We start from the raw sequence: 25,435 nt of genomic DNA, 5'->3' as shown, positions 1-25,435 counted from the left end.
AAAGAGGTTAATAATGAAGTCTTATTAACCTCCCATTAATTCAAACAATTTACTATTGATATACTCGTATGTAATCAACTTCCATCGTAGCCTGAGTGAAACTACCATCAATGGCTCCCCCTAAAGTTCCACCCATAGCTACATTTAATATCAAAAAGAAATCTTGATTAAACGGTAAATCTGCATTATTTGCCAATTCATAATATTTAACATTATCTAAGTAAACACTTACCTTTTCTGATGTCCATTCTAAAGTATACAAATGAAACTCCGAAGTAGCATTGCTAATCGAGGTATTTTGACTAAAATCTGCCTTAGTGTTACTAGCTGTATCTTGCCAATGACAAGTAGCTAATACCGTATTTTTATCTGCCCCTGTTTGTTCCATGATATCAATCTCTCCACTAAAAGGCCAACCAACTGTTGAGAAGTTTGCTCCTAACATCCATATCGCTGGCCATGTTCCCATACCTTCTGGTAATTTTGCGCGCACTTCTACTCTTCCATATTCAAATTCAAATAAGCCTTCTGTCTTCAATCTTGCTGATGTATAATTACTTCCTGAAAAACTCTCACTCTTTGCTGTGATCACTAAATTTCCATTCTCTACAACTGCATTGTCTGCTCTGTTGGTGTAGTATTGTACTTCATTGTTTCCCCATCCATTGGTTCCTGTACCAATATCATAGGTCCATTTAGTTGGGTCTGGTGCACCATCTGTGTTAAAATCATCTTCCCAAACTAAAGTGTTGTGTACAAAAACTGGTGGCGGTGGTGTTACTACTGTTTGTGAGGTTAATAAAAACCACCAGTCAAACTCATTATTGGCATCCGTAATCTTTAGTACCAGCTCATTTGGGGTACCTCTATCAAAAATCTGGTAACTATGATTCCCTATGTAATATCCTATAAATCCATTGCCGGTAATCGTTAACGTTTCTACACCTCCTGGAGCTGTTAATGTCCAATTTTCTGTATAATCATTAAATTCATAATTCAATACATCCGATCCATCTACAGTTCCTCCTGTTCCTCCTAATTCATCTATTAAATTAATTCTTCCAAATACATCTCCATTAGTAACATGCATTACTGTACCGTCTGAATTAAAAATATAACGATCGTCATACATTCCAACACCGTCCTTTTCATTCGCTGAGGCTTGATACCATTCTCCAAAAATAGTTCCGCCAACTGGGCCTAACCCAAAATGTCCGTCTACTTCAGACTTTATACGCCATGTCTTTGAAGAAGATGCTGTTGGATCTGCTGGATTGAATCCATATAACTTGGTCTTTAAATCATCTGGTGGTGAATAGGTAGCCAACACATCTACTTGGATTGTTTTACTAGAGCTTACTCCTGCTGTACCAATTGCTACTACTGTAACCGTATACGTATTTACTCCTAGTTCACTAAAATTATAGGTTTTTCTTCCTGAAGGCTCAACAGATTCTGAACCATTGAATACATATTTGTAGGATAAGGCATTATCTGCTGTAGCCGTAAAGTTAACTACACCACTTCCATCTCCATTAGGATTTGTAGCATCCTGACCTATGATCTCTGCTGTGATTTCGATATTCGAAGGATTCGTAATCGATCCAAATTCATAAGTGGTTTCTTCACAACTACTAAATATACATAACGACAATACAATGCATAGAGATCTGAAAATATATTGATTTATTTTTTTCATGTCTGATTCTTTTTGTTCTACTGTTAATTGGTTAAAGAAAGTTCATCGTAATAGTATACACTATCATCTCCTGGGTTTCCAAAATCAAAGAAAATAACCACTCGTACATAATCTGCTACTGGTGCTCCACTAAAATCATATACTAAATCTTCCCATTGATTCGCTACTGAAGTGGTCAAATCTACTTCATAATCAATACTAGCATCCTCATTCTCTATCTTTAATTTCACAGTGATTCCTTGTTTTGGTGACCATACCTTAACTGCAACCTTACTATAGGTAGTTAAATCTAATGCAGCTCCGCCTGTTTCAAAAAACGCTCCTGCCCATACTTCTGATCCATTAGTTTTGGTAAGTTGTGCTACATTACCTGTGGTATTAGCTCCGGTAGCATCTGGATTGGCAACCACAACTACATTTGCGATATTTCCAAAAGAGGTAAATGCTGGTGCTGCTCCTTCAAAATCTTGGAAGATCAAAGGTTGAACTCCTCCTGAGTTGTTTACCAGTTCTATATCATCGTAATAATATGTACTGTCATCTCCTGGATTTCCAAAGTCGAAGAAAATAACTATACGTACATAACTCGCTGCTGGTGCTCCACTAAAATCATACGTCAGCTCTTCCCATTGATTCGCTACCGTAGTGGTTAAGTCTACTTCATGATCAATACTTGCATCTTGATTTTCTAATTTTAACTTTACAACTGCTCCTTGTTTTGGTGACCATACTTTAACCCTAATGTTCGAATAGTTCGTAAGGTCTAATGGAGAAGCAACTTCAAAGAAGCCTCCTGCCCAAGTTTCTGCTCCATTCCCTTTTATAAGTCTGGCTACATTACTACTGGTATTAATGCCTGACATGTCTGGATTACTAACTACTTCTACACCTGCTCCTCCAAAACTCGTAAAAGCCGGTGCCGCTCCTTCAAAATCTTGTACTAATTGACTAGTATTACTCGATGGTGCTTTCCAGAAATAGACATTGTCTATAAATACAATACCTGCTCCACTTGGATCGCTTGAGATAATGTATTGATTGATATCTGAGAAAGAAGTCATTCCTGCGGCTGCAAAATCGGCTAATGGAATGTCCATAGAAACCCATTCTCCTTGCGCTGGTGTAAAGCTTAATTCAGCCTCAGTATCGCCATTTCCTCCTCCAAATCCATCGCCATTAAAGTCTACTAACTTTAATCTAAAAGCAGTGATGTTAGGTGTCCAAACATCTAAGTGAATGAATTCCATATTAGAGGCATCTACTGGAGCACTTACCGTTTCAATTCCATTAAAATTAAGTGTTGTGTATTTCTTGGTAGCATTGCCTTCAATCATAACATCTTCAAAGGTTGCAGCACTCCAAACGGTATTCCATGTATCTACTGTAACATCGGTATAGGCATCACTAAATAGTGAAATAACATCTGCATCGTTTCTTCCAGGTGGTGTTGGGGCTACTGAACTTGGTTCTAATATTTCTGTAACTGTAAAACTCGCTGTGTATTCGGTAGTAGCAATGGCAGCTCCTTTAGCTACAATACGTACATCATAAGTACCTGGATCTTGATACTGGTACGACAGTGTTTCTCCGATATTAGCCGTTGCTGCAGGTTGTGTAACACCTGCTTCTCCTGAGTAAAATTCATACATTGCTGCATAATCTGCAGTTGCTGTGACATCGACTTGCTTTGATACAGCATTGCTATTTTCTATGGTAACCATTAAATTCTCTGGAGCTTTGAAAGAAATTACTAGGTCTTGTGTAACTTCTGTCTTTTCACCATTGATATTATAAGCTACTATCTTTAAAGTATAGGTTCCTTCTGCATAAGTATGATCAATACTTTCTCCTGCATTAAGTGCTATAGGATCTGGAGTATTGTCTCCAAAATACACCATAAAACGTACTGCACCATCTGCCGTGGGTGTAATGGTTACAAGTCCTGAATTGTCCTGCGTAAGTTCATATGTAGCTGCCACATTTGAGGGCGCCACAATAGTATCTAAAAAACTTGTGTCTCTATCCTCTGTACAGGCTATTAACAGTACCAAAAGGATACATAAGTGATAATATATTTTCTTCATAATATGCTTTCTTTTAATTAATAACCTGGGTTTTGTGACCATCTGTTTCCTGCTAATTCTATCTCAATCCTTGGGATAGGAAATAAGTTATTCTTCGGACTGGTAAAACCTGGAATGGTAGCCGTTTGACCTGTACGTACCTGATCAAAGAAACGGTGTCCTTCGCCTGCTAATTCCAATCTCCGTTCATTATAAATATCCGTAGTTAACGTTGCTCCTGATGAAGTAAGATCATGGTTCGTATCTCCAAAAGCTCTTCTACGAACTTGATTGACATATCTCAATGCAATACCATCATTGATACCACCTCGATTATACGCTTCTGCTGCCATTAACAATACATCAGCATAACGAATTGCTCGATAATTGTTACTGTGCGTTAAATGAGGATCGGGTGCATTTCCTTCTTCATAAGGAATGTATTTAAAGTTGAAATAACCGTTGTGATCGTGACCTTCGGTATATTGAACATCTGGACGTGTTTGAACAAAGGCTTCAATATCAAATATTGTGGCATCTTTACGCGTATCTCCTGCTTCAAAAGCATTCACAATAGCCATTGTTGGAATATTAAAACTAAAGCCATCTGCATAAGGTGCATAGTTACCACTTCGAAAACGTGGGCCCATAAAACCTACTGCAATGTTTCCTTCAACACATTGAAAACAGCCAAAACCACCGCCTTCTTGCCCGAAGTACTGAACTTCAAAAACAGATTCTGAGTTGTTCTCATTTTGATTTGAGAAAATACTTGCAAAATCCGTCACTAAACTATACTGTCCTGAGTTAATTATCTGATCAAAAGTTTGAGCAGCTTCTGCAAATTTTTCTTGATATAAATAAATCTTGCCTAATAAAGCTAAAGTTGCCCCTTTGGTGGCTCTTCCTTTTTGACTTTGCTGCCATGGTAAAACTCCTATAGCTTCTTGTAAATCTCCTTCTAATTGTGCATATACTTCCGTAATCGTAGATTTATCAATCGTTTGGATTTCTTCTAAAGTAATACGTTTGTCTAAATACATTGGAATATCGCCAAAGAATTTGACTAACTCAAAATAATAATACGAACGTAAAAACTTTGTCTCTGCTAAAACTTCTGCTTTGCGACTAAAATCTGTTTTGTCTTTAAATTCCATGATATAATTAGCACGACTTATACCTGCATACATCCATTGGAAAATATTACGTAAGGCATCATTATCTGGGTTCTGGGTCATAGCATCTATCTGCTGCCAAGACAAAACATCTGTAGGGTTTTCTCCTCCACACAAACTATTATCCGATGCTATCTCTCCTAAAATTTGATTTAAATAAGTGGTAGATAATAAATCATATACGCCTATCAAGGCATTTTCATAATCGTCTGCATTATTAAAATAATTTTCTGTATTCTCTTGACCTTCTGGTAAAATTTCTAAGTAATCTTTACATCCATAGGTTATAAAAAAGATCAACACTGCTATATATTGAATATGTTTTTTCATCTTATTGCTTTATTAAAATGATACTTTGATTCCTGTGATAAACATTCTTGCTTGCGGGTATTGTCCTAAGTCAACTCCTGCTCCGATAGCACTTGCATTAGAGATATCTGGGTCATAACCCCGATACTTCGTAAACGTATATAAATTGTTTGCTGACAAGTATATTCTTACACTTGTAAATCCAGAATCTTTAATCTGACTTCCATCTAGTGTATATCCTATTTGTACATTTTGGATTCTTAAAAAAGATCCGTCTTCTACATAAAATGAAGAAAATAATTGATTGTTTGCTGCATTGGTAGAGGCTCTAGGAATCTCATTAGAAGTGTCAGGTCCTGTCCATCTTCCATTGTACAAAGACAACTTATTACTATAGGTTAAAAAACGTTCGTAACTTCTTACAATTTCGTTTCCTATAGATGCATAAAACGTAGCGCCAAAATCGAATTGTTTATAATTAATATTAAAACCTCCCCCCATTGTTATATCTGGTATTGGGTTTCCTAAAACAGTTAAATCATTTTCACTACCAAACTCTATGTAACCGTTTCCATCTACATCTACATATTTTAAATCTCCTGGAGCTGCGCCTGGCTGGTATTCATCTAAAATTCCGTCACCATCTCTATCAATAGCCAAGGCATCTATTTCTGCTTGTGTTTGAAAAACACCATCGGTTTGTAGTCCATAAAATACACCAATTGGTAATCCTGTTTGCATACGTGAAGTTTGTTGGTTTAACCCGAATAATCCTCCTGAAATAAATCCAGCTGCATTATTTACTTCTAGTACTTTATTATCAATACTAGTTAAGTTATAGTTTATATTAATTGATAAGTCATCTGAAAATTCGTGTGAAAAGCTTAGACCTAAATCAATACCAGTATTTTCTACTGTTCCTGCATTTACTACAGGTGCTTGACTTCCTCCTGCAGATGCTCCTAATAATGCCGAAACTTCTGGTACTAATAATAAATCTTCTGTACGTTTTTTATAGTAATCGAAATTGATATTTAATTTGTTATCCCAAAGTGCAGCATCAAAACCTATGTTTGTTTGGAAATTAGTTTCCCATTGTAAGTTTGGATTCGCCAAAGCTCCTACTGCATTTCCGAAGGTTAATACATCTCCAAAAGGATACGAAGCTTCTGCATTCGCTCCTTGTAAAATTCCAATCCATCTAAAAGATCCTATTTTATCATTTCCTGTAATTCCCCAACTTCCTCTTAATTTTAAACTCGATAACCAATCTACTTTAAAGAATTCTTCTCTATGAACTAACCATCCACCAGAAAACGAAGGAAAATACCCTACTCGATTACTCGGTCCAAATCTTGTAGAAGCATCTCTACGAACCATTGCTGAGAAAATATATTTTTGATCGTAATCGTATTGTAACCTTCCAAATACAGACACCCATCTGTCTTCTCCTACTCCTGAATTAGAGTTCAATGTTTCTTGAATATCATTAGTACCACCTGCTGAATCATCGTCATCTATAATAAATGATTGTGTGTTACTTAAAAAAGCATTCTGCCAAGAATCATTCCCTGTAACTAAAAAACCAGCTCCAAATAATCCTTTATATTGAGCACTTCGTAATGAAAAACCTAATAACCCTTGGAAATTGTGATGCTCCCCTATTTTCAAATTATAGTTTGCAAAACTCTCCCAAGTATAATCGAAAAAGTTTTCTACACTTTCATTTACTGTACTATATACATCGCGGTCTCCATCGTTATTCCTATCTAAATCAAAAGCCCCACTTGGCGTTAAACGGACATTGTTTACGACTTTGTTTTGCCCATAATATTGTATAGGAAAATAAGCTCTAGCTCTAACATCTGCATAATTAAAATTATACCTAGAGGTTAACTTTAAATTATCAAATACATCATATTCTAGTTCTAGCTTTCCTGTAAATCGATCTACTTTTGTTTCGTTATATGTATTATGAAGTACAGCAAATGGATTTACAATTTCGTTTCCTTGCTCTGTTCCTATGTACGAAAAACCTCTAGAAGGTCCTGTACCATCGGTACCATCGTAAATTGAAGTTAATGGCGAAGCATTAGTTGCATAATATAAAATCGACCCTCTACTTCCTTCTGGTATAGCTCTTCTTTTTACATTCGTATATAGCAACAATGTGTTGGCTTTCAGTTTATCTGTAAGATCTATCCCTAAATTACTTTTAACTGTCCAACGTTTGAAGTATGATTTATCTGGGGCTATAATTCCTTCTTGATCTAAGAAACTACCACTCAGGTTAAATGTATAATTTTCTCCTCCTCCATTAGCACTAATGTTGTGATTAATCATTGGAGTTGATTCGAATAACTCATCTTGCCAATCGGTTCCTCCGTTAATATTTTGTAATTGAAAAGGTGGAAGGTTACCATCTGCAGCTTCAATCTCATTCACCAAAGCAGCATATTCTAAAGGCTTTAATAAATTTAGTTTATTCGTTGTTTCTTGAATTGCTATTGAAGATGAAAATGTAAATTGTGTTTTTGTATTCTTTCTTCCAGATTTGGTAGTAATTAAAATAACTCCATTCGCTCCTTGTACTCCGTAGATGGCTGCACTAGAATCTTTGATGACATCTATTTTTTCTATATCGTTTGGATCTATGATACTTAAATCATTACCAATAGGAATTCCATCTACTACTACCAAAGGTGAATTGTCTCCATTTGTTGTAATACCTCTAATTCTGATATTGAACCCAGCTCCTGGTGCTCCAGAATTAGAAGATATTTGTACTCCTGCAGACTTCCCTTGCAAAGCTTGATCTATTCTTACTGGGTTGTTTTTTTGAATATCTTCTGAATTGATACTTGAATAAGCTCCAGAAACTAATTCTTTTCGCTTAGATCCATATCCTACGACAACAACTTCATCTAGTTGTTCTGAACTTTCTTCTAAAGTAACATTTATAACACTGCTATTTACAACAACTGTTTCTGTAGCATACCCTATTGATTTAAACTCTAGAGTAGCTCCTCTACTTACTTCTATTGTATAGTTCCCATCAAAATCGGTTTCTACACCTGTTGTTGTATTTTTAATTATAACTGATACTCCGGGTATTGGATCTCCTGTGATCGCATCTGTAACATTACCCGTAACTTTTACATTTTGAGCTGATATAACATTTACAGCTAAAAACAGAATTACTGTGATAATTTGTTTAATCATAAAGCTAGTTTTTGATTTTTTAATAAAATTACTTTATGATTTTTGAATATTTACTAATACAAACCAATACAAAAAACATACATATAATTGCATAGGGTAATTAGCAGTAAATAGTAGCCTAATAGCCTGTTTTTGTCGCTTTAAAAATTTAATGTTGTGGTATTGTATAGTTTAGAAAAGCTATTTGTAGTGTTTTTAAATCTCCAAAATATAGTTTGTTAAGTTTGCATCGTGTGGTAAGTTCATCTTTTTACGTAAACGGTATCGTTTTACTTCTACACTACGAGGAGAAATATTTAATAATGGAGCTATTTCTTTAGAAGACAAATTTAGTCTTAAGTAAGCACACAATCGTAAATCATTTGGTGTTAGATTATCGTGCATACTTTTTACTTTTTTGATAAAATCTTTATCAGCATTGTTAAAAGCTTCTTTAAACATTTGCCAATCGTCTGTATTGTTCAGATTTTTATCTATAATTTTAATTACATTCTTAATACTTTTTTCATCTCCTTTTCCTATTTCATTTTTTATTGTACCTAATAGTTCGTTCTTTTTTATGATACTCATTGTAGAGATGCCCAGTTCTCTATTTTTACTTTCAACATCTTGCTTCAATTGCATATTTTTTATTTCCATCAGTTCTTTTTCATTCGCCAATGTTTTTAATTGAAATTCATTTTGTTGCTTTTCTAGTAAGGCTTCTTTTTGTTTTCTATATGATCTTTTATATAGTCTATCCATAAATACAGAGAAAAGGAAAACAAGTACTACATAACTTCCTATTGCCCAATTTGAAATATACCAAGCTCTTTCAATTGAGAAAGAAAATATGGCTGTATTAGAAATAATTCCTCCTATCTTTCCTCTTACTTGAAACGTATAATCTCCAAATGGTAAATTTTCGAACAACACATCACTCTTATCCATCCATTCTGACCACTCTGTTGTATATCCATCCAGTTTATATTGGTATTTCTGATTCAAATCTTTAGAGAGATAAGGAATACTATATAAAAACTTTAGATTATTTTCTTTTGATGATAAATTAATTGGAGTATCTAGTTTTAATAATTTTGATTTATGATTTAATGAGTAGTTTTCTATTGTATTAATACTTATTGTATATGTTTTTTCTTTTTGACTTTTTAAATCAGTGATGATATATCCATTCAATGTACCCATTAAATATTTTTCATCTTGAATTTTTTCTATGTTCTCATAACCTACTGCCCCTTCTCTTAAACCTTTGGCTAAACCTTTATTGACTATAATTGAGTTGGAACTAAACTTATCTGGTTTTATATAATTAATATGCTCTTTTGAGAAACCAAACAATCTATTTGTATTTCTTTCAGCAACGATTCTTCCTGTTATAAATTCTTCTTCTTTTATAATTTTACTGAGTAGCGTATCCTTAATAAACTGATGTGCTTTGTCTAAATATCTATATACGCCTCCTTTGTACGCATACAAAATATTATTTTGGTATTTAACTAAGCTTGAATGTATTCCTTTAGTTATAATAGTATCAATTTTTTGCGCAATTACCTTGGTATATTCTTTATCTACGGTAAGTTTACAGATCCCTTTGTATTCGTGATTGACAAAAATGGTATGGTTATGATGAACTTCAAAAAACTTAGATGAAATATCAAATCCTTTAATTTTATTTAATAATTCCCAAGTTCCGTTTATTTTTTTTAGTACATATAATCCATCGTAATTCCCTTGTAGTAATTTATTTTTGGTAAGCTCTTTTACCCCCCAGGTTCCCTGTACTGAACTAATTTTCTTTACAGTCCCGTTTTTAACAAGATATGTTCCTCTATTATGTCCACAAAATAATTCGCCTTGAACAATATCCAAACTCCAAACCTGCCCTTGTGTATCTTTTATAAATTGAAAATCTTCGTTAGAAGGATATTTTTTATAAAACAAACCTTGATTAGTTCCTAAATATAAGTTTCCGTTATAATAAGAAGCCGTATAAACTGTACCTAAAGTACCATTTATATCTTTAAATATCTTTGTTGAAGAAGTAATATCAATCTCATTAATTCCATTATCTAACCCTAACCATACGTTATCATCACTATCTTCAAAAGTGCTTAGAACAGTATTATTAGATAATCCGTTTTTTTGATTCAGTTTAAAAAGTATTGTTCCATCTGCTTTACTATATAACATTCCATTGGAAATTGTACCAATAATAAAATTTCCATTATTTAGTTTACTAGCACTGTATACTGTTTTTCCTAATGCATAATTAGAAGTTTCATTATTTTCGAACAGATAAGGTTTACTTTTCGTATGAAATCCTTTACTATCAGTTAGAAAAATCAGTTCATTGTTTTCTTTATAAATAAGTACAACAATATTATCTTTAAGAATATCATAAGCAGTTTCTAACTTTGCTATCCCCTTTTCTATTTTAAAAATTCCTTTTCCTATTTCTTGAAAGTATATACTATCATCTACTTTAAATAGTTTGGTAATTGTATTTTGAGAGTTAATCACTTTCGTTAACCCTGTTTCTAAATTATAGATATAAATTCTTTGTAAAGATTGAAAAAGTACCCAACCATCTAACTCAATAATATTCCAAAATTGTTCATCGTCTAACAATGAAATATTATGTTGTTTTACTAGAGAAGTATATTGCAAGCTTCCATAAGCATCTCTTTTCCAAAAGCCAAAATCCATATAAAAACCTGTAAAAACCTTATCTTCGAAGGCTTTTACTGATCTCATAATTGTTTGGTTTGGCGTAGGATATACATTCCATCTTGCACCGTTAAACTCTAATAACCCTATATTATTAGCCACATAAATGTATCCATTAGTTCCTTGACTAATAGACCAGTTTTGCGATTCGGCATTGTAATCTTCTGGAAAAAACTGATTAATTAAAGGTAATTCCTGAGTGTATACCCATTGTAAACCGAAAAGCAAGAATATTATTACATAGATTCTAAATGCTTTCAACTAAGAGAAATAGATATAGATTGCTATTACAATAATACAAATAAAAACACCAACTGGTTTTGTGTATCTCCACGGAGTAATATCTACCTGTTTCGATTCTTTTTGTTCGTAAGCTACTTTCTTAGGATACAACTTACCTATAATCAACATAATTATAGTATTTAACACAAAAAGTATTGCCATAATATGTAAAAAATGAGGATACGCTCCTGCTGTAACCAATTCTAGTTCTTCTGGATTTGCTACTCCAGAAACTTTTGCATTTGTTAATGCTTTTGTCACAAAATTAGGCCTCAATACAAATTCACTTATAATGTATAATATTGAACCTGTTAACAATCCTATTTTGGCTGCAATTGCTGGTACTTTTTTAGTTACAAAACCGACAAAAATAATTGTAAGAATAGGAATACTATAAATTCCATTTACTTGTTGTAAATAGGTAAATATACTTTCTAAACTCGATAAAAAAGGTGCAATAATCATTGCTGCAATAGCCAAGATAACTCCAAAGATTTTACCGTATTTAACTACTGTTTTTTCGTCTGCTTCTCTATTTATATGCTCTTTATAAATATCTATCCCAAATAAAGTAACCGAACTGTTTAACACACTATTAAAAGAACTTAAAATAGCTCCAAATAAAACCGCTGCAAAGAATCCAATAAATTCTTTTGGTAAAATTTTTCTAACTAATTGTCCGTATGCTTCATCTGGTGCTCCAACTGAAAGACTTCCATTTACAGACATGTAGTATGCGATAACTCCTGGTAATACTACAATTAAAGGTCCTAGTATTTTAATAAAGGCACCAAGTAAAAGTCCTTTTTGACCTTCTTGTAAATTTTTTGCTCCTAAGGCTCTCTGGATAATTTGTTGATTCGTTCCCCAATAAAACAATTGTACTAACATCATTCCGGTAAAAATAGTAGCAAATGGTACAGAAGCTGTAGTTCCTCCAATAGAATCGAAATGTGAAGGAATTTTATCATTTAAAACAGCTATTCCTTCCATAACACTTCCATCTCCAATTGCTAACAATCCAAAAATTGGAATTAAAATTCCGCCTATTAATAAACCAATTGCATTAATTGCATCAGATACAGCTACAGCTTTTAAACCTCCAAAAACTGCATAAATAGATCCTATTATTCCAATAGCCCATACACACAACCACAATGCTGTTCCTTTAGAAACTCCTAATAATGTAGGAACATCAAACATTCCACTAATAGCTAAAGATCCTGAATATAAAATAGTAGGTAATAACACAACAACATATCCCGTTAAAAACAGAGATGATGTTAAGGTTTTTGTAGTAATATCAAATCGTTCTGCTAAGAATTGAGGTATTGTAATTAAACCACTTTTTAAATAACGAGGTAGTAAAAAAACTGCCGTTACTACCATTGCTATTGCTGCTAAAGTTTCCCAAGCCATTACCAATATTCCTTCTGAAAAAGCTGCTCCGTTTAATCCTACAATTTGTTCTGTAGATAAATTGGTTAATAATAATGAACCTGCAATAACTCCAGCAGTTAAACTTCTACCTCCTAAAAAATAACCATCGGAGGTTTCTTCGTTGGTTTTTCTTGTTGCACTCCATGAAACAATAGCTACTATAAGTGTAAAGCCTATAAATGAAATAATTCCTAACATAAAGATTGGTTTGTTTAACCATACAATTTAAGATTATTTCTTTGTCGTAATATTAAAAAAACGCACTGTATGGTTTTTGTATAGGTGTAAAGTAAACTAAAAATCTAGAAATCAATAGCAACAAAATTAACAGACTATAGTACTTTTATTATGTTAGATATGGTTTCCTGATGAATTATCCACTAATTCCTTTTATTTTCCAAATTCCATTTTCTTTTCGAGCCATAAAAACAAACATATCATCCCAAATAAAATTATCGGCTTTTGTTTTTCCTTCTTTCAACTCCCAACCAATAAAAAAATAATCTGATGATTTTGTAATATAATATGCTGGTAGTTTTGCCTTGAACTTTTTAAGTAACTCCTCTTTAGTCAATAGTAGCACTTTATAAGTCTTTAAGTAATCTTTAAATGTCTTTTGTTTATCTTTTATTGCATTTTTTGTTGACCTACATGATTTTTTTTCTTTCCCTTTCTTTTTAAAGATACCATCTCCGTCCATTACTAAAATTTCATCACTTAATGCATTAAATACATAATCGCAATCTTGAGCAAAATATGCCTTCACTATGTCTAAAGAAAACTTTTTTGCTTCCATTTTTAAACTGTCTTCTTTTGTTATAGCTTTCTTTGAACTTGTGCAGGCTCCTAAAACTAGAATGATTATGATGTATAGTTTTTTCATTTTTCTTTTAAATAAATGTAGTGTTTGTTTTTATTCATCAGCAAATACAAATCTAATTTGTAAAATGAGATTTTCTATGGTTATTTAATATTTAATTTACTTTAGATGAGAAAAAGTTTTTTAATATTACTTCATAAATTCTAAAAAAGATGAAGCATGTAAACAGAATCATGACAAATATTTGTTCTGATAATCTTATTGAAAGTAAAAATTTTTACACGAAACTTTTTGATCTTGATGTAGCTTATGACAGTGATTGGTTTGTGCATCTTACCTCAAAAGATAAAAAACTTGAATTGGGTATTATAAAAAGAGACAATGAAATTGTTCCAAAGGAATTTCAACGCTTACCTCAAGGGTTTTATATCACATTTGTAGTTGATAATGCAGATGAGCTATTTGAAATTGCTAAAACAGAAAATTTCGAAATTGTAAGTGAGCCTGCTGATACATTTTACGGGCAAAGGCGTTTATTATTAAAAGATCCTAATGGAGTTTTAGTAGATATTTCTTCTCTAATTACAGATTTTTAATTTTAGAACTATTTCTTAGAAAGGGTATAGATACCTGATTGGTTCTTCTGTTTATTTTATTTATAAAAATTAGATTTACGAATTGTAAATTCAAAACAAACTCCTTCTCTATCATCGTTTCTTTCTTTTAAGCTAATCTTTCCTCCTAACCTTGTAACTATTGATTTTACAGTTGCCAAACCAATACCTGTGTTTTTAAAACTCGACTCTTCTAATGTTTCAAACATTAAGAAAATCTTGTCACGATATTCTGCTGCTACACCAGGGCCATTATCTACGTACTTAAATTGGAAAAACTCCTCATTTTCAATACAAGTAATATGTACTTCACAATTTTCTTTATCATTAAACTTATGAGAATTGGTTAATAGATTCTGAAAAATTTGGAGAAAAGAAATTTTTGAATGCTTAAAATTTATATCTAAGTCTTCTAAATTTATGGTTACTTCATTTTCTAAGCCGCAGTTTTTTAAAATATCTTCTAATAATAATTTAAAATTGAAATTTTCAAAATGAATATTTGCATTCGTAACTTGTGTATACAGTAATAATTGTTCAATCATAGATTCCATATACACTGTTCTAGAAGATATTAAATCTATTAATTCAACAGCTTTTGAATCGCTAGAAACCTCATCACTAAGGTCTTCTTTAATAAATTCTGCTAACGAATTAATTCCGCGAATAGGCGTTTTTAAGTCATGGGTTAATTTATAAGCAAATTGATTTAGCTCATTGTTTAGTCTTCCTATCTCTTGATTTGCTTGTTCTAAAACCATGTTCTTCTTTCGCAACTCAAATAAACTCATTACTTGTTGCGACAATGCTCTTAAAGATTCTTGTTGTCCTTCTGTAAGCGAAGTTCTAGGTTCATTATCTATAACACATAATGTTCCTAAAGCATATCCTTCTTTCGTTTTTAAAGGAGCTCCTGCATAAAAAATTACATGAGGTTTATCTATAGTTAATGGATTATCATGAAAACGTACATCTTTAGTAGCATCTGGTACAATTAATAAATTATCTGGATCTAAAATACTATGCGCACAAAAAGCTAACTCTCTCGGAGTTTCTTTTGCATTTAAACCATAAGCAGACTTAAACCATTGTCTGGTTGGATCTACCAAAGAAACCAATGCTATTGGTGCATCGCATATTTCTGCAGCAATTTTTGTAATACTATCATAATCTTCTTCTGGAAGTGTATCTAAAACATTAAAACTTTTTAAAGCTTCAATTCTTTTTTTTTCATTTTTTGGAATACTAGCTACTTGCATCTATCAATTTTAATGAGAGTCTAAAAAATAGTATTGACTCTATAATTTTCATTTAATTATTAGAACCTATCACATAAATATAGTGTAATGAATTGAATAAAAAAAGGGAAATTACTTGTGTATTCTAAGGAAATTACTCTATTTAATAATAAGAAGGAGTAAATTAGCCTAATTCAAATAATCAAATCATTTATAAAAAACATATATGAAAACCTTAAACCATTATGTTGCTATTTATAAGGAACAACTCTCTAAAGGAGATATCTTAATTGCTTATAATGAACTGGTAAAGTTTGTTATGAAATTAAGAACAAATTGTATTAAAAATCTTTCTGACGAATATGTTTTTACTGGCATTTTACATGGTTATATGGATTATACCTATTTCTATTATTCTAACGATTTTTTGAAAAGTAAAAAATTAAAACTTGGATTAGTTTTAAATCATTTAGAAATGCGTTTTGAAATTTGGTTGCTAGGAAATACTATAAAAATTCAGAAAAGTTATTGGGAATTACTTAGGGATTCAAAATGGAATAAAGGAAGAAATGAAATGCCTACTTATGCTGTTTTAGAAGCTATTATTGAGGATACTCCTGATTTTGATAATTTACCAGTTTTAGCTGAAAAAATTGAAAAGAAATTGCTTGATGTATCTACTGAAATAGTTGAGACTGTTAGTGAATTAGGATAAATACTTATTTAGACTTTCTTCCTACCACTACTCACAAACATAAACAACTAACAAACAAAAACTTAATTAATTTCAGTATATTTGATTCAATGGAATTTTCACTTCTAAAAATGCTATGAAACTCCCATAAAACTGTTATTACTTTAACATATACTGCTATTATTATGAAACATTTAATTACCTCTCTACTTATCGTTTTACTATTTTCTTCATGTACACAAAATGAAAACGAACTAAGTTCAACACAAAATAAGACTGCTAATTCTAGGTCTACACGTACATCAAGTACTATTCATAAAGGAATTTACATCAATGATTTTTTACATGATGGTATTTTAGGTGATACAATAAAGGAAGATGCATTATTAGCTTGGTGCCATACAAACGGTTTTAATAATATTTACTTGTATAATATTGGTGCTATTCTTTCTGGAAGTTCAAAACAGTTTTTAGATCCGTTTGTGCAAAAAGCTCATAATTATCAAAATGGAATTGATGTTACTTTTGTTTCTGCGGGTTTTGGTACTTCTTTTAGTAATATTGAAAGCTATCATGATCAATACAGTAATTTACCTAAAGGAATTGTAAGTGAAATTGAATTCTGGAATGGTGGTATGAATTACACTTCAGATTATTTACCATGGATTCACAAATTAAATAGTTTAAAATTTGATATTCCAAATGGACAAAGCACACCAAGAAACCCAAATATTATTAAAAGATTTTACATTGGTAAGATTAAAAACAGCGGACAAGCTCCAAGTTTAACTATTGCTAAGGAGTTAGTAACACATCATGATGAAATTTTATTAGCAAACTATCATTCGAATGCTTATAATTTATCTACTTCCACATCTACCAATTCTATTAAAAATAGACTACGTTTATTGGCCTTAGCAGGTAATGAATTGAATAAAACGGTAAATATTGTCATTCTTTTTAATGTAAATCAGAATTCGAGCTCACCTCATATATGGAGTTACTTTGATATAAATAATGGCAATCACAATTTTGAAGATACATACACTAATTTTTATAATGATTTTCTTGTTGCTCAGGACATTCCTTATAAACAATTTTTAAATCTTAAAGGATTTGGTATTTACAGATATTCTGATGCAAAAAGTGCGAGGCCTTAATTATTAAAAATCATTTTTGAATATATAAGTATTGTTTATTTTCGAAATCTTTGTGATTTATAATACAATGCATTAAATATTTATACGAATAAATTAGCTATAATATGAAAATGACAAAACTTGAAACCGAAATGATGCTTTACTTTCTTTACAGAGTGCCAATGTATATTAAGAATGTTGATAAAGACAATATTATTTCATTTATGCACGGAGCAGATTTCGGTAAACGAACCGAACCACATTGGACTACATTATTAAATGAATTCATTTCTCTTAAATATAAAATTGAAGGGAATGCTCTAGGTTGGTCTTATCAAGTTGAGTTATTTAGCAAACAAGAGCAAATAGAATGGATTGATGGATTTAAAAAATTAATGATAACACTAATTAAAGAATCTGATCAAATACCATACACTAAGAAAATGCAAAAATTAATAAACATGATTAAGAATTGAAAATTAAACACAATGATTAATTATATATTTATTCTATTGATTTTTTTCACCAAAAACATCAAAAAACGACATGAAAAATCTTACATTAAATTACTTATTATTACTATTAGTTGTATTCACTTTATCATGTGAAAGTTCAGATAACGATACCACAGACGATCCTAATAATGAAATTACTGATGATTATAAATTAGTAGCTGTCTCTAATCAGGGAAAAATCTATGAAATAGGTAATAATACTGGAAATATAGAGAACGTAGCACAAATGAATAGAGAAAATAATGGTTCTATTTTATCTACTAATACTCTAATTTTTTCTCAAAATAAAATTTATGCGATTGAATATGTTTATAATCCACAACCTATAAACAACCTTCTAATATTTGACAGGCAAAATAGTACAAGTCAGGTAATCCCTTTAACACTCCCTTCAACCATTAATGGTGATGAAAGAGGAATAATTGCACTTGCTTGGGATACTAACAATTTAATTGGAGTTTTAGCTGAAAATGTTTTGATCAACAATTCAACAAAACATCTTATAACTATTAATCTTCAAGATAATTCAATTAGTGAACTTGGAATTACCTTTAATGAGGACACTATTAGTTCAATGATAAAAATTAATTCAAAACTATACATCTCAACTTGGAACGAAGGTTTCTTAGCTATTGACTTAGGAGCTAATACTGTAAATAATTGGAACACTATAAATGGTAGTAGAATTGCTAAGGTTAGTAATTCTGAATTAGCTATAATGCAACCTGTTGCTGGTTCTATAAATGGTGCTAAACCAGGAATATTAAATTTATCTACACAAACTGTTGCTGACAAATCTAACGGAACTACTTATGGACTTATGACCGTCTTTGGTAATACCATTTATAAAAATGGTAATTATTTAAATTTAGTCGTTTCACAAAGTTCAAACTCTGGTTTAGGGATTTTAAAAACCAATTTAAATACCAATCAAAATTCAATTGTGAATATTGATTCTAATAACGTAGATAGTAATTTGATCATTGTAGGTACTACTGATTAAACTTTAATCTATGAAAAAGATATTACTATTTATAGTCATTTTACTTTTCCTCTTTAGCTGCAATAAAAAACCCATTTGTAATATCAATCAAAATAATGCTGGTTACAAAGTCTATGATATAGATGAAGCAATTTGTTTTATTGCTTTAAGATTAGATAAAAAAGCTTATGACATCAATTTAATTCGTAATGCTTTAATCGCTGAAGAAAATTATATGAGCAATATTGGACTGATTTCGGTAAGCTCTAATCCTAATAATAATTCAAATATTGAATTACATATTGATAAACTTATAGAATATATAGTAAAGACTGAAAAAGTTGACCTAACTAAAACTCAATTATTAGAAATTTATGAAACTGAAATTGAGTATTTAAAATTTATTGGTGTAGTACAAGAAGAAAAAACTACACCAAAAACTCAAATAAATTAGGCTTATCATTTAAATACTCTCCAAAGAAATTTAAGTCTTTCATTCGTTGTATTAACGGAGCTAAATCATCGCTTTTTTCTAATTCAATTCCTACAACAGCTGGGCCGTTTTCTCTTGTTGTTTTTTTAGAATATTCGAAAAATGTAATGTCGTCTTTTTCTCCTAATACATTCATTACAAATTCTTTTAAAGCTCCAGCTCTTTGTGGAAAGCGAATGATGAAATAATGTTTTAGTCCATTATACAACAATGCTCTTTCTTTTATTTCAGCAGTCCTTGTGATGTCATTATTACTTCCACTTACTACGCAAACTACGTTTTTACCTGCCAATTCTTCTTTAAAAAAATCTAATGCACTTACTGTTAATGCTCCAGCTGGTTCTACTACAATTGCCTCTTTGTTATACATTTCTAGGATTGTTTGACACACTTTCCCTTCTGGAACAGTAACCATATCGTATAGATTTTCAATACATATTTTATGTGTCAACGCTCCTACTTGTTGCACCGCAGCTCCATCTACAAACTTGTCTATTTTGTCTAACTTTAGATTTTCTGAACTTTCAATAGCCAGTTTCATTGACGGTGCTCCTGAAGGTTCTACTCCAATCACTTTTGTACTCGGAGATAAATGTTTAAATACACTTGATAATCCAGAAACCAAACCTCCTCCTCCAACAGGAACAAACACATAATCAACCGTATCGTTCGATTGCTCTATAATTTCTAATCCAACTGTTCCTTGTCCTTCTATGACTTTTTCATCATCAAAAGGATGGATAAATACTTTTCCTTCTTTGTCTGATTCTTTTCTTGCTTCATTATAAGCGTCGTCAAACGTGTCTCCTACTAATTTTATCGTTACAAAATCGCCCCCAAACATTCGTACTTGCTCTACTTTTTGCTTAGGTGTTGGAGCAGGCATATAAATAGTTCCGTAACTTTCTTTTTTACGACAAGCCAACGCAACACCTTGTGCATGGTTTCCAGCACTCGCACATACAATTCCATTCTCCAACTCCTCTCTACTTAACGAATTAATTTTGTTATAGGCACCTCTTATTTTATAGGAACGTACTTGTTGCAGATCTTCTCGTTTCAATAAAATGTTTGCTTTGTACGTATTCGATAAGTTGAAGTTTTGCTGCAATGGAGTTACTGCAGCTACATTTTTTAATGTAGTAGCAGCTTCTTGTACTGCTGTTAATGTTGGAAAATAGATATTGTTTATTGTTGGTTTCATGTATTTCTTATATCTGTTATTGCGAGTGTCCCCTGAGTAACGAGCAATCTATTTTTAGATTTTAAAGATTCCTTCAGTAGTTGGCTTCGCTATGGCTCAACCTCCAACTTCGGAATGACGTGAATAAATTTATCATCCTGAGTTACCCTTCGAGTAGCCTCAGGGTACACTCAGGATGACATAAAAATGATTATAACAAAACTGGTTCTTCAGCTGGTTGGGTTTCTTTTAAGACTTTCATTGCAGTCATTGCTGTTCTTAATCGCTCTCCTACTTTTTCTATAGAATGACTTCTAATCTGTTTATTTACTTCAATTAGTTTTACATTATCAACTTCGTTTGAAGTAGCGAATTCTTTTCCAACTAAATCAGTAGTAACCGATTCCATAAACCTAGTTAATAATGGTTTTGCGGCATGATCGAATAAATAACAACCGTATTCTGCTGTATCAGAAATGATTCTATTCATTTCGTATAGTTTTTTTCTTGCTACTGTATTCGCTATTAATGGTAATTCGTGTAATGATTCGTAATATGCAGATTCTTCTATAATTCCTGAAGCTACCATTGTTTCAAAAGCCAATTCTACTCCTGCTTTTACAAAAGCAACTAACAAAGTTCCTTTATCAAAATATTCTTGTTCTGTAACAGCTACTTCTGTTGCTTGTGTTTTTTCAAAACCTGTTTCTGCAGTCGCTGCTCTCCACTTTAATAAATTTTTATCATCATTAGCCCAATCTTCCATCATGGTTTTAGAGAAGTGTCCAGACATGATATCGTCCATATGTTTGTTAAACAATGGTTGTAAAATTACCTTCAATTCTTCTGATAATTCATAAGCTTTTACTTTTGCTGGATTCGATAAACGATCCATCATATTAGTAATTCCTCCATGTTTTAATGCCTCAGTAATAGTTTCCCATCCATATTGCACTAATTTACTAGCAAATTCTGGCGATACACCTTCAGCCACCATTTTATCGAAACATAAGATAGATGCTGTTTGCAACACACCACATAAAATGGTTTGTTCTCCCATTAAATCTGATTTTACTTCTGCAACAAACGACGACTCTAATACACCTGCTCTATGTCCGCCAGTAGCAAATGCGTATGCTTTTGCTTGTGCCAGTCCTTTTCCTTCTGGATCGTTTGCTGGGTGTACTGCAATTAATGTTGGTACTCCAAAGCCTCTTTTATATTCTTCTCGTACTTCACTTCCTGGACATTTTGGCGCCACCATAATTACCGTTATGTCTTTACGTACTTGCATTCCTTCTTCTACAATATTGAAACCATGTGAATAGGATAATGTTGCACCTTCTTTCATTAACGGCATTACTGTTTCTACAACATTACTATGCTGCTTATCTGGTGTTAAATTACATACTAGATCTGCCTCTGGAATTAACTCTCCATAAGTTCCTACTTCAAAATTATTCTCTGTAGCATTTTTATACGATTGACGTTGCTCTCTAATGGCTAATTCTCTTAAAGCATAAGATACATCTAAACCAGAGTCTCTCATGTTTAATCCTTGATTCAGTCCTTGCGCACCACAACCTACAATGACTACTTTTTTATCTTTTAACGCTTGAATTCCTTCAGAGAACTCGCTTGAATCCATAAACCTACATTTTCCTAATTGTGCTAATTGCTCTCTAAGCGATAATTGATTGAAATAATTTGTTCTCATGTTTTCTTCTAGTTGTTTTAATTATGTTTTTCTAACAGATAAAAATTCTCGTTTAAAATATCTGTTGTTTTTAAGTTTATGCTATTATTTAATTCTTTTGAATAACGAAAATAATCCTTATGCTCTATTACAGAATATGATGCTTTTTCTTTATAAAAATTATGACTTAAGGTTAAATAATCACTTTTAGATGTTGTCAACTTTTTATTGAAAAAGAAGTCTTGTAACCGTAAAAAAGCGGCTCTTTTTTCTATGGAAGCATCATATGAAACACTACCTATGTAATCTCCTTTTTTCTGAATCTTTTCGAAGAAATTGAATATTCTTTCTGCTTGATGCTTATTTAAGAAAAATAGTACGCCTTCTAATAAGATAAAAGTTCCTTTTGTCTTTTGAAGTGCTTTTAACTCAGTAGTAATGCTTGCTTCGTAATCTTTACTGAAATCTGTACCTAAAAAATGTATCTTTCTATTAGGTAACTTTCCTTCTTTTATCCAATTAGAAATCTTCTTCTTTTTGAAATCAATGATTTCAGGTTTGTCTATTTCTATATGCTGAATTGATCCATCTAATAAGAATGGATACATGCTAAATCCTGAACCGAAATTAAGTAAGGTATCTACTTTATTTTCTTTAAAAAGCTGCTTAATTTTCTCCAGAAAAAACCGATTTCTAACACAATGTGTTTGTACTTCTTCTGAAGAAACTTCCGTTAAATACGCATCAACCCAAGTTTTCGTTTTGGAATTACTCCATAACTTGGAAAAAGTATCGCTACTTAACGATTCGTTCATTGCTCTGAACATAGAGGTCATAAAAGCGGTTTCATGTACTTCCATAATTTCCATTCATTTTTCAATCTTCTTTTAACATTTCAGACACTCTCATTTCATCTCTGGTAATAGCTATTCTACCAGATCTTACAAACTGTTTAATTCCGTATTTATCGAGTATATGATATAGTTCTTCTACCTCTTCTTTCTTTCCTGATTTTTCTAAAACGAAGAAGTCTTTATTGATATTGATTACTCGTGATTTACTATCGTTGATTATACGTTGAATTTCATCGTTATCTATTAATAAATCTGTACTTAGTTTGAATAAGCAAGACTCTTGATATATTGTTTTATCATCTGTGTGATAGTACGCTTTTATAACATCTACTTGTTTTTCTAATTGTCCTATGATTTTCTTCATCTGATCTTCTGTAATTCTTACCAATAAGGTAATTCTGGAAACACTTTTTATTTCAGATTTAGATACGTTGACACTTTCTATATTGATATGTCTACGTTGGAAAACGCCTGTAATTCTATTTAAAACTCCTACACTGTTTTCAGTGTATATTGATATGGTATAGGTGTGTTTTTGACTCATGATTTTTTAGCTTAATCTTACTTCTGAAACTGATGATCCTGTTGGTATCATAGGAAATACATTGTCTTCCTTTTCTACACATACTTCTAAAAAGAATGCTTCTTCAGACTGCATCATTTCTGCTACAGCTCCGGCTAATTCTTCTCTTTTTGTAACTCTCGTTGCTGGAATATGATATCCTTTTGCTATCGTAATAAAATCTGGATTTGTCATTGTCGTAGATGCATAACGTTTATCAAAAAATAATTGCTGCCACTGACGTACCATTCCTAAAAACTCGTTGTTTAACACTACTATTTTTACAGCAGCTTTTGTTTGTAAAATGGTTCCTAATTCTTGAATAGTCATTTGATATCCTCCATCTCCAATTACTGCAACTACTTCTCTTTCTGGTGTTCCCATTTTAGCACCAATAGCAGCTGGTAAAGCAAATCCCATTGTTCCTAAACCTCCTGAGGTTATGTTACTTTTGCTTTTATTAAAATCAGCATATCTACAAGCAACCATTTGATGTTGTCCTACATCTGTTACTACAATTGCATTTCCTTGAGAAGCTTTGTTTATTTCTTTAATAACTTCTCCCATGGTTAATCCTTCCTTGGTTGGATACAAATCTTTTTTAATGACTTTATCAAATTCTATTGCATCTAAATCTCTGAATTCTTGTAACCATTTATCGTGCATATTTTCCTTTACCAAAGGTAAAATGGCTTGCAAAGTCTCTTTTGCATCTCCTAATACCGCTACATCTGCTTTTACATTTTTATTGACTTCTGCCGGATCAATTTCGAAATGAACTACTTTGGCTTGTGTTGCATAACGACTTAAATCTCCTGTTACACGATCATCGAAACGCATTCCTACGGCGATTAACAAATCACACTCATTAGTTAATTTATTAGGTCCGTAGTTCCCATGCATTCCTACCATTCCTACATGTAACGGATGTTTGGTTGGTAAGGCCGATAATCCTAATAAGGTACTTGCTGAAGGAATTCCCGTTTTTTCGATAAAACTTTTAAATTCCTCTTCAGCTTTTCCTAAAATGATTCCTTGTCCCCAAACAATGAAGGGTTTTTTAGCTTGATTGATCAGCTTAGCAGCATTCTCAATAGCTGTTGTATTGATATTTGGGGTTGGTTTATAACTTCTTACCGATGTACATAGTTCATAAGCAAAATCAAACTTTTCAAACTGTGCGTTTTTAGTAATATCTATTAAAACAGGTCCTGGTCTTCCAGATTTTGCTATGTAAAATGCTTTGGCAAATACTTCTGGTATTTCTGAAGCTTTTGTTATTTGATAATTCCATTTGGTTACTGGCGTTGAAATTCCAACTATATCTGTTTCCTGAAATGCATCCGTTCCTAATAAATGCTCTGCTACTTGTCCTGTGATACAAACCATAGGTGTAGAATCTATTTGTGCATCTGCTATTCCTGTAATTAAATTCGTAGCTCCTGGACCTGACGTTGCAATGGCTACTCCAACTTTTCCTGTTGCTCTAGCATAACCTTGCGCTGCATGTGTAGCTCCTTGTTCATGACGTGTTAACACATGATGTAATTCTTTTTGATATTTGTATAATTCGTCATATACAGGCATAATAGCTCCTCCTGGATATCCGTATAATACATCGACTCCTTCTGCTAACAAACATTTTACGACTGCCTCTGCACCAGAAATAGTCACGCTAGTTTTTACTTGTTGTTCTTTAACTTTTTGCTCTCTAGTTTCCATGTTGTT

Annotated in this window: 19 protein-coding genes; 6 read left to right on the top strand and 13 right to left on the bottom strand. The window is 32.1% G+C overall.

What is annotated here, in order from left to right:
• Positions 1–52: 52 nt before the first annotated feature.
• From ACKTTC_RS16780 to ACKTTC_RS16750, 7 genes are all read right to left on the bottom strand, one after another.
• Positions 53–1,699 carry a glycoside hydrolase family 16 protein gene (locus ACKTTC_RS16780; RefSeq protein WP_408041009.1) on the bottom strand — a complete coding sequence of 549 codons (1,647 nt, stop codon included), beginning with the start codon at positions 1,697–1,699 and terminating at the stop codon, positions 53–55.
• Positions 1,700–1,722: 23 nt separating this feature from the next.
• The gene (locus tag ACKTTC_RS16775) at positions 1,723–3,783 is read right to left on the bottom strand and encodes a PKD domain protein (protein WP_408041008.1); all 2,061 of its coding nucleotides are present in this window, start codon (positions 3,781–3,783) and stop codon (positions 1,723–1,725) included.
• Between the two features lie 17 nt (positions 3,784–3,800).
• Positions 3,801–5,267: a RagB/SusD family nutrient uptake outer membrane protein gene (locus ACKTTC_RS16770; protein WP_408041007.1), complete on the bottom strand. Its 1,467-nt coding sequence runs from the start codon at positions 5,265–5,267 to the stop codon at positions 3,801–3,803.
• A 12-nt stretch (positions 5,268–5,279) separates the two neighbouring features.
• Positions 5,280–8,468 carry a SusC/RagA family TonB-linked outer membrane protein gene (locus ACKTTC_RS16765; protein ID WP_408041006.1) on the bottom strand — a complete coding sequence of 1,063 codons (3,189 nt, stop codon included), beginning with the start codon at positions 8,466–8,468 and terminating at the stop codon, positions 5,280–5,282.
• Between the two features lie 195 nt (positions 8,469–8,663).
• A complete protein-coding gene (locus ACKTTC_RS16760; RefSeq protein ID WP_408041005.1) occupies positions 8,664–11,423 on the bottom strand; it encodes a helix-turn-helix and ligand-binding sensor domain-containing protein in 2,760 nt (919 codons plus the stop codon).
• Positions 11,424–11,456: 33 nt separating this feature from the next.
• Positions 11,457–13,115, bottom strand: a complete 1,659-nt coding sequence (locus ACKTTC_RS16755) for a solute:sodium symporter family transporter (RefSeq protein ID WP_408041004.1) — start codon at positions 13,113–13,115, stop codon at positions 11,457–11,459.
• 175 nt (positions 13,116–13,290) lie between these two features.
• Positions 13,291–13,800, bottom strand: coding sequence for a hypothetical protein (locus tag ACKTTC_RS16750; protein WP_408041003.1), 510 nt, complete (start codon positions 13,798–13,800; stop codon positions 13,291–13,293).
• 149 nt (positions 13,801–13,949) lie between these two features.
• On the opposite strand from ACKTTC_RS16750, the gene ACKTTC_RS16745 reads away from it, so the two are divergent.
• Complete coding sequence (locus ACKTTC_RS16745; RefSeq protein WP_408041002.1) at positions 13,950–14,333, top strand: VOC family protein; 384 nt, start codon at positions 13,950–13,952, stop codon at positions 14,331–14,333.
• Between the two features lie 56 nt (positions 14,334–14,389).
• Here ACKTTC_RS16745 and ACKTTC_RS16740 read toward each other — a convergent pair whose 3' ends face one another.
• Positions 14,390–15,610, bottom strand: a complete 1,221-nt coding sequence (locus ACKTTC_RS16740) for a sensor histidine kinase (protein ID WP_408041001.1) — start codon at positions 15,608–15,610, stop codon at positions 14,390–14,392.
• A gap of 205 nt (positions 15,611–15,815) precedes the next feature.
• Between ACKTTC_RS16740 and ACKTTC_RS16735 the strand changes: the two genes are divergently transcribed.
• The 5 genes from ACKTTC_RS16735 to ACKTTC_RS16715 all read left to right on the top strand — a co-directional run bounded on the left by ACKTTC_RS16735 (position 15,816) and on the right by ACKTTC_RS16715 (position 19,373).
• A complete protein-coding gene (locus ACKTTC_RS16735) occupies positions 15,816–16,304 on the top strand; it encodes a DUF7000 family protein (RefSeq protein ID WP_408041000.1) in 489 nt (162 codons plus the stop codon).
• A 164-nt stretch (positions 16,305–16,468) separates the two neighbouring features.
• On the top strand, positions 16,469–17,443 hold the full coding sequence (locus ACKTTC_RS16730) for a hypothetical protein (protein ID WP_408040999.1): 975 nt from the start codon (positions 16,469–16,471) through the stop codon (positions 17,441–17,443).
• A 104-nt stretch (positions 17,444–17,547) separates the two neighbouring features.
• Positions 17,548–17,898: a hypothetical protein gene (locus tag ACKTTC_RS16725; RefSeq protein ID WP_408040998.1), complete on the top strand. Its 351-nt coding sequence runs from the start codon at positions 17,548–17,550 to the stop codon at positions 17,896–17,898.
• A 70-nt stretch (positions 17,899–17,968) separates the two neighbouring features.
• Complete coding sequence (locus ACKTTC_RS16720) at positions 17,969–18,940, top strand: hypothetical protein (protein ID WP_408040997.1); 972 nt, start codon at positions 17,969–17,971, stop codon at positions 18,938–18,940.
• 10 nt (positions 18,941–18,950) lie between these two features.
• Positions 18,951–19,373 carry a hypothetical protein gene (locus ACKTTC_RS16715; protein WP_408040996.1) on the top strand — a complete coding sequence of 141 codons (423 nt, stop codon included), beginning with the start codon at positions 18,951–18,953 and terminating at the stop codon, positions 19,371–19,373.
• On the opposite strand, the gene ilvA is transcribed toward ACKTTC_RS16715, so the two are convergent.
• The 5 genes from ilvA to ilvB form a co-directional block, all read right to left on the bottom strand.
• The gene (ilvA, locus tag ACKTTC_RS16710) at positions 19,348–20,616 is read right to left on the bottom strand and encodes a threonine ammonia-lyase (protein WP_408040995.1); all 1,269 of its coding nucleotides are present in this window, start codon (positions 20,614–20,616) and stop codon (positions 19,348–19,350) included. The two genes, ACKTTC_RS16715 and ilvA, sit on opposite strands and share 26 nt — an antisense overlap.
• A gap of 190 nt (positions 20,617–20,806) precedes the next feature.
• Complete coding sequence (ilvC, locus tag ACKTTC_RS16705) at positions 20,807–22,312, bottom strand: ketol-acid reductoisomerase (RefSeq protein WP_408040994.1); 1,506 nt, start codon at positions 22,310–22,312, stop codon at positions 20,807–20,809.
• Positions 22,313–22,329: 17 nt separating this feature from the next.
• Complete coding sequence (locus tag ACKTTC_RS16700) at positions 22,330–23,151, bottom strand: class I SAM-dependent methyltransferase (RefSeq protein WP_408040993.1); 822 nt, start codon at positions 23,149–23,151, stop codon at positions 22,330–22,332.
• Positions 23,152–23,167: 16 nt separating this feature from the next.
• On the bottom strand, positions 23,168–23,689 hold the full coding sequence (gene ilvN / locus ACKTTC_RS16695) for an acetolactate synthase small subunit (RefSeq protein WP_408040992.1): 522 nt from the start codon (positions 23,687–23,689) through the stop codon (positions 23,168–23,170).
• A gap of 6 nt (positions 23,690–23,695) precedes the next feature.
• Positions 23,696–25,429, bottom strand: coding sequence for a biosynthetic-type acetolactate synthase large subunit (gene ilvB / locus ACKTTC_RS16690; protein WP_408040991.1), 1,734 nt, complete (start codon positions 25,427–25,429; stop codon positions 23,696–23,698).
• Positions 25,430–25,435: the final 6 nt, after the last annotated feature.

The sequence above is a fragment of the Tenacibaculum amylolyticum genome, from assembly GCF_964511145.1.
GTDB lineage: Bacteria > Bacteroidota > Bacteroidia > Flavobacteriales > Flavobacteriaceae > Polaribacter > Polaribacter amylolyticum.
This window is presented reverse-complemented; position numbering and strand designations above follow the sequence as displayed.

What these genes read in the sequence shown, in the direction of transcription:
- ACKTTC_RS16780 (WP_408041009.1), bottom strand. Translation starts at nt 1,699, where the DNA reads ATGAAAAAAATAAATCAATATATTTTCAGATCTCTATGCATTGTATTG.
- ACKTTC_RS16775 (WP_408041008.1), bottom strand. Translation starts at nt 3,783, where the DNA reads ATGAAGAAAATATATTATCACTTATGTATCCTTTTGGTACTGTTAATA.
- ACKTTC_RS16770 (WP_408041007.1), bottom strand. Translation starts at nt 5,267, where the DNA reads ATGAAAAAACATATTCAATATATAGCAGTGTTGATCTTTTTTATAACC.
- ACKTTC_RS16765 (WP_408041006.1), bottom strand. Translation starts at nt 8,468, where the DNA reads ATGATTAAACAAATTATCACAGTAATTCTGTTTTTAGCTGTAAATGTT.
- ACKTTC_RS16755 (WP_408041004.1), bottom strand. Translation starts at nt 13,115, where the DNA reads ATGTTAGGAATTATTTCATTTATAGGCTTTACACTTATAGTAGCTATT.
- ACKTTC_RS16750 (WP_408041003.1), bottom strand. Translation starts at nt 13,800, where the DNA reads ATGAAAAAACTATACATCATAATCATTCTAGTTTTAGGAGCCTGCACA.
- ACKTTC_RS16745 (WP_408041002.1), top strand. Translation starts at nt 13,950, where the DNA reads ATGAAGCATGTAAACAGAATCATGACAAATATTTGTTCTGATAATCTT.
- ACKTTC_RS16740 (WP_408041001.1), bottom strand. Translation starts at nt 15,610, where the DNA reads ATGCAAGTAGCTAGTATTCCAAAAAATGAAAAAAAAAGAATTGAAGCT.
- ACKTTC_RS16735 (WP_408041000.1), top strand. Translation starts at nt 15,816, where the DNA reads ATGAAAACCTTAAACCATTATGTTGCTATTTATAAGGAACAACTCTCT.
- ACKTTC_RS16730 (WP_408040999.1), top strand. Translation starts at nt 16,469, where the DNA reads ATGAAACATTTAATTACCTCTCTACTTATCGTTTTACTATTTTCTTCA.
- ACKTTC_RS16725 (WP_408040998.1), top strand. Translation starts at nt 17,548, where the DNA reads ATGAAAATGACAAAACTTGAAACCGAAATGATGCTTTACTTTCTTTAC.
- ACKTTC_RS16720 (WP_408040997.1), top strand. Translation starts at nt 17,969, where the DNA reads ATGAAAAATCTTACATTAAATTACTTATTATTACTATTAGTTGTATTC.
- ACKTTC_RS16715 (WP_408040996.1), top strand. Translation starts at nt 18,951, where the DNA reads ATGAAAAAGATATTACTATTTATAGTCATTTTACTTTTCCTCTTTAGC.
- ilvA (WP_408040995.1), bottom strand. Translation starts at nt 20,616, where the DNA reads ATGAAACCAACAATAAACAATATCTATTTTCCAACATTAACAGCAGTA.
- ilvC (WP_408040994.1), bottom strand. Translation starts at nt 22,312, where the DNA reads ATGAGAACAAATTATTTCAATCAATTATCGCTTAGAGAGCAATTAGCA.
- ACKTTC_RS16700 (WP_408040993.1), bottom strand. Translation starts at nt 23,151, where the DNA reads ATGGAAGTACATGAAACCGCTTTTATGACCTCTATGTTCAGAGCAATG.
- ilvN (WP_408040992.1), bottom strand. Translation starts at nt 23,689, where the DNA reads ATGAGTCAAAAACACACCTATACCATATCAATATACACTGAAAACAGT.
- ilvB (WP_408040991.1), bottom strand. Translation starts at nt 25,429, where the DNA reads ATGGAAACTAGAGAGCAAAAAGTTAAAGAACAACAAGTAAAAACTAGC.